The organism is Streptomyces lancefieldiae, assembly GCF_031845825.1.
Classification (GTDB): Bacteria; Actinomycetota; Actinomycetes; order Streptomycetales; family Streptomycetaceae; genus Streptomyces; species Streptomyces lancefieldiae.
Genome location: NZ_JAVRFH010000130.1, coordinates 1 through 5087, shown reverse-complemented (window position 1 = coordinate 5087; position 5087 = coordinate 1). Strand labels below are relative to the sequence as shown.

The 5087-nt window shown below is 70.7% G+C and carries 5 protein-coding genes; 3 read left to right on the top strand and 2 right to left on the bottom strand.

All coding sequences use genetic code 11. The features are described from left to right. Positions 1-25: 25 nt before the first annotated feature. Positions 26-817, bottom strand: a complete 792-nt coding sequence (locus RM812_RS40475) for a TetR/AcrR family transcriptional regulator (RefSeq protein ID WP_311585757.1) — start codon at positions 815-817, stop codon at positions 26-28. Between the two features lie 132 nt (positions 818-949). Here RM812_RS40475 and RM812_RS40470 point away from each other — a divergent pair, with 132 nt between their 5' ends. Together RM812_RS40470 and RM812_RS40465 are read left to right on the top strand one after the other, a co-directional pair. After that, positions 950-1879, top strand: coding sequence for an ATP-binding cassette domain-containing protein (locus RM812_RS40470; protein ID WP_311585755.1), 930 nt, complete (start codon positions 950-952; stop codon positions 1877-1879). Beyond that, a complete protein-coding gene (locus RM812_RS40465; protein ID WP_311585753.1) occupies positions 1876-2670 on the top strand; it encodes an ABC transporter permease in 795 nt (264 codons plus the stop codon). Before RM812_RS40470 ends, RM812_RS40465 begins: the two co-directional genes overlap by 4 nt. A 112-nt stretch (positions 2671-2782) precedes the next feature. Here the strand turns inward: RM812_RS40465 and RM812_RS40460 are convergent, their stop codons facing one another. Further along, positions 2783-3559, bottom strand: a complete 777-nt coding sequence (locus tag RM812_RS40460) for a thioesterase II family protein (protein WP_311585751.1) — start codon at positions 3557-3559, stop codon at positions 2783-2785. Positions 3560-4035: 476 nt separating this feature from the next. Here RM812_RS40460 and RM812_RS40455 point away from each other — a divergent pair. Then, positions 4036-5087: beta-ketoacyl synthase N-terminal-like domain-containing protein (locus tag RM812_RS40455; RefSeq protein ID WP_311585749.1), on the top strand; the 1052-nt coding region annotated here is incomplete at its 3' end.

The following is a 5087-nucleotide window of genomic DNA, read 5'->3' as shown; positions in this document are numbered from 1 at the left end:
GGTGGCGCGCGCCGCCATGTCCGGATCAGCCGCGCAGCCTCCTCCGCACGTGCTCCTCCACCCCGTCGAGCAGGAGCTCGAGCCCGAAGTCCAGGCTGGGCACGGTGTCGTTGTAGGGGGTTTCGTTCGGCTCGAACGTGCCGCTCCCCACCAGCCGGGCAAGCATGGGGAAGCGTGCGCTGTCGGCGAGGTGCCGCATGGCGTCCGCGTATCCCTCTCCGATCTGTTCCATCGACACCCCGGTCTTCTCGGGGGCCTGGGCCATCTCGCTGGAGGTGTGGGCGAGGTCGCGCACCGCACCGGTCACGAACATCACCAGGTGCAGCATCTCCTCGTCCGTCAGCCCGATCCCGGCGAAGGCCTGGAGCAGCGCCTCCAGCCAGGCCAGCTGGTTGGGGCCGAGCGGCGGGCTGCTGGTGGTGATGTCCAGCAGCCACGGGTGCTGCTGGTAGACCGTCAGCATCGACCGCACCCAGCCGCGCACCTCGGCGCGCCAGTCGCGCGCGGCGCCCGAACCGTCCGAACCGTCCGGGTCGTCCGTCGCGGGCTGCCCGGTGCGGCCGGCGGTGGGCGGCGGTCCCAGGGCGCGGTCGTAGACGACGTCGACCAGTTGCTCCTTGCTCGGCACATAGCGGTAGAGGGACATCGCCGTGTAGCCGAGCTTGCCGGCGACGTGGTGCATCGACAGGGCGTCCAGGCCCTCCTCGTCGGCGATCCGGATCGCCGCGGCGGCGATCTTGTCCACCGAGAGGCCCGGTCTGGGGCCCCGTGCGGGGCGGGGGCGCTCACCTCCCCACAGGACATCCAGTGGCTTCACCTGTGTTTCCTTGCTCTTCCGTGTCGGCGTCATTTCGCTCCGTGATCGGCTTGACGTACTCGCGCAAACTGTGTATCACTTATACCTGAGTGTATGGCGTATAGAGTTTTGCTTGTCGGGAGGTGTTTTTGGATGAATGGTAGCTATGCGATCGAAGTAAGAGGGCTGCGCAAGTCGTACGGCGACGTGACAGTCCTCAAGTCGGTCGACTTTCAGGTCGAATCGGGCACGATGCTCGCTCTTCTGGGGCCGAACGGTGCCGGTAAGACCACCACCGTCAAAATCATCAGCACATTACTGAGGGCCGACGGTGGCACTGCGACCATTCACGGGCACGACATCGTGACCGAGCCCCGCGCGGTGCGCCGCATCATCGGTCTCACCGGGCAGAGCACCGCCGTCGACGGGCTGCTCACCGGCGAGGAGAACCTCGTCATGATGGGCCAGCTCTTCGGCCTCGGGGGCCGAGCCGCCAAGCGCCGCGCCGCCGAGCTGCTGGAGCAGTTCGACCTGGTCGACGCGGGCAGGAGACAGGCCAAGACCTACTCCGGCGGTATGCGCCGCCGGCTGGACCTGGCGGTCAGCCTGATCAACAAGCCCCCCGTGCTCTTCCTCGACGAGCCCACCACCGGCCTCGACCCCACCAGCCGGATGGCGATGTGGGACACCATCCGCGCGCTGATGGCCGGTGGCACCACGGTGCTGCTCACCACGCAGTACCTGGAGGAGGCCGACCAGCTGGCCGACCGCATCGTGGTGATCAACGACGGCCTGGTGGCAGCCGAGGGAACCGCCGACGAGCTGAAGCGCAGGGTCGGTTCCGAGCGGGTCGAGCTGACGTTCGCCGCGCCCGACCTGGCGATGGCGCACGCCCTCTACGACGGCGAGCGGATCGACGACAACACCATCAGCGTCCCCGTCGGTGGGGTCGAGGACGTCCGCCGCCTGCTGAACCGCGCGGCGGAGACGAACATCCAGGTGTCGAAGGTGGCCCTGCACCAGCCGACCCTCGACGACGTCTTCCGTTCGCTCACCACCCCCACGCTCGGAGGCGTCAAGTGAGCCAGACCTTCGCACCCGAGCGCAGCGGGCTGGGCCCGGTCCTCGCGGACTGCACCGTCCTCGTCCGTCGCAGCCTGCGGCACCTGTTCCGCAACGTCGACGAGATCATCCAGGCGATAGCCCTGCCGATCATGCTGCTGCTGCTGTTCCGGTACCTCTTCGGCGGTGCCATCAACACCGGCGGCCCGAGCTACGTCAACTACCTGATCTCGGGTGTGATCGTGCTCAGCGTGGCCTTCAGCGCCTCCGCCACCGCCGTCGGCGTCGCCAACGACCTGCAGAACGGCATCGTGGAGCGCTTCCGGACGATGCCGATGTTCGGCCCCGCCGTCCTGGTCGGCCACGTGGTCTCCGCGGTGCTGCGCAACATCGTCTCCGTCGCGCTGGTCGTCGGCGTCGGGTACCTGGTCGACTTCCGCCCCGACGCGACCGCGACGGAGTGGCTGACCGCCGGCGCCGTCCTGCTGGTCTTCATGCTGGCGATCTCCTGGATGGCCACCCTGCTCGGGGTGCTCGCCGGAGGCGTCGAGGCGGCCAGCGGCTACGCCATGATCCTGGTCTTCCTGCCGTACGCCAGCAGCGCCCTGGTGCCCTCGGACAACATGCCGACCGTGCTCAAGGCCGTCGTCGACAACCAGCCCTTCACCCCCGTGGTCAACGCGGTCCGCTCCCTGCTGATCGACCTGCCGGTGGGCAACCAGGTCTGGCTGGCGTTCGCCTGGTGGGTGCCGATCCTGGTGGTCACCACGGCCTTCACCATGGCCCGCTTCCTCAAGCACACCCGGCGCTGAGCGGAGTCCGCCACTGAGCGTGCGCCGAGCGGGTCCCCCGCCGCTCGGGCGCCGAACCGGCCCGGGTGGGCTCGCAGCCCACCCGGGCCGGCCTTCTCGGCCGCCGAAGCGCTCAGACGGTCCGCGCCGCGGCGGCCGACCAGCGCGCGACACGGTCCGCGATCGCCGCGGTCACCTCGTCCGCCCGCTCATTGAGATAGAAGTGCCCACCGGGGAAGACCCGCAGGTCGAAGGCGCCGTCGGTGTGGTCGCGCCACCGCTCGGCCTGTGCCGGCGGCACCTGCGGGTCGGCATCGCCCACCAGCACGGAGACCGGGCAGGCGATCCGCACCCCCGGCGCGCAGCGGTAGCGGGCCACCGCGGTGTAGTCCCCGCGGACCGCCGGCAGGATCATCCGCAGCAGTTCCTCGTCGTCGAAGAGCCGGGCGTCGGTGCCGCTCAGCTCGCGCAGCTCCCGCAGGATCCCCGCGTCGTCCCGGAGATGCACGTCCGCGCCCCAGGTGCTGGAGGGGGCCGACCGGCCGGAGGCGATCAGACCCAGCAGCGGGACGTCCGTCCCCGCCAGCCGCCGCGCCACCTCGAACGCCACGCTCGCACCCATGCTGTGCCCGAAGAGCGCCAGCGGCCGGTCGGTCAGCGCGCCGAGGTCACGCGCGACGTGGTCGGCCAGCTCGTCGACGCTCTCCAGACACGGCTCGCCCCGCCGGTCCTGACGGCCCGGGTACTGCACCGCCAGCACCTCGACGTCGGGGGACAGCGCCTTCGACACCGGGAAGAAGTACGACGCCGAACCGCCCGCGTGGGGCAGGCACACCAGCCGGGCGGTGGCCTTCGGCGACGGGTGGAAGCTGCGGAGCCACAGCCCCGTCAGGTGGGCAGCAGAGGACATGTCTTTTCCGCGACCTCAATTCCGGTTCATGTGCGGGTGTCCGTGCATACGGGTGCCCGGGATCGTGTCCGCATACGGATGGCGAAATCCTACGGTGACCGTGCCAGCCCCCCGCCCCGCGCCGCAACCCCTACCCCGGCCCCGGCCGGCCGGCCGGGGCGGGCCGTGGACGGCCGTCGCGGCGCTGCGTCAGGGCGCCTGGCCGAGGGGGAGTCCCGGAGTCTCTGGGGGGCGCTGGGGTCGCGCAGCCTAGGGGTGGTTCGGCCAAAAGGCCGCCGGTATCGTGCCGACGGTATTGGGCGTGGAAACCTCGGGGTGAGCCGTTCTCGGAAACACGCACACGGCACTGCCGCGGTGGGAAAACAAGGAATGACCTCCGACGCACGGCGGTGGAATGGAATGCCGCCATGCGGTCCCCGTGGTGTTTCCGTCCGTCCGGCCCCCATACGGTCCGACCGGAGCGATGGGTGACGTTGGTGGGGAACGAAGAAAAGCTTCTCAGCTACCTTAGGCGCGCGACCGCGGACCTCCGCGAGGCGCGGCAGCGGCTCAGCGACATCGAGGAAGAGCGGCACGCCCCGATCGCCGTGGTGGGAATGGCCTGCCGTTTCCCCGGCGGTGTCACCTCGCCCGAGGAGCTGTGGCGGCTGGTCGCGTCCGGTACCGACGGCATCTCCGCCTTCCCCGCCGACCGCGGCTGGGACGTCGACGCGCTCTACCACCCCGAGCCGGGCAGGCCGAACACCTCCTACGTGCGCGAGGGCGGTTTCCTCCACGACGCCGCCGACTTCGACGCGGACTTCTTCGGGATCTCGCCGCGCGAGGCGCTGGCGATGGACCCGCAGCAGCGGCTGCTGCTGGAGGTCTCCTGGGAGGCGTTCGAACGGGCGGGCATCGACCCCCGCGCGGTGCGCGGCACCCCGACCGGTGTGTTCGCCGGTGTGATGTACCACGACTACGGTTCCTGGGTGCGCGACGTGCCGGAGGAACTGGCCGGCTACCTCGGCAACGGCACCGCCGGCAGCATCCTCTCCGGCCGGGTCGCCTACAGCCTCGGGCTGGAGGGCCCGGCGATGACGGTGGACACCGCCTGCTCCTCCTCGCTGGTCGCCATGCACTCCGCGATGCAGGCGCTGCGCGGGCGGGAGTGCTCGCTGGCGCTGGCGGGCGGTGTCACCGTGATGTCCACCCCGGACACCTTCGTGGAGTTCAGCCTGCAGCGCGGGCTGGCCCCGGACGGCCGGTGCAAGGCCTTCGCCGCTGCGGCCGACGGCACCGCCTGGGGCGAGGGCGTGGGCATGCTGCTCCTCGAGCGGCTGTCGGACGCCCGGCGCAACGGTCACCGGGTGCTGGCGGTGTTGCGGGGCTCGGCGGTCAACCAGGACGGCGCGTCCGCCGGATTGACGGCGCCCAGTGGGGTGGCGCAGCAGCGGGTGATCCGGGCGGCGCTGGCGGACGCGGGGTTGTCCGCGGCGGATGTGGACGTGGTGGAGGCGCACGGTACGGGGACGAAGCTGGGTGACCCGAT

What these genes read in the sequence shown, in the direction of transcription:
- RM812_RS40460 (WP_311585751.1), bottom strand. Translation starts at nt 3,559, where the DNA reads ATGTCCTCTGCTGCCCACCTGACGGGGCTGTGGCTCCGCAGCTTCCAC.
- RM812_RS40470 (WP_311585755.1), top strand. Translation starts at nt 950, where the DNA reads ATGAATGGTAGCTATGCGATCGAAGTAAGAGGGCTGCGCAAGTCGTAC.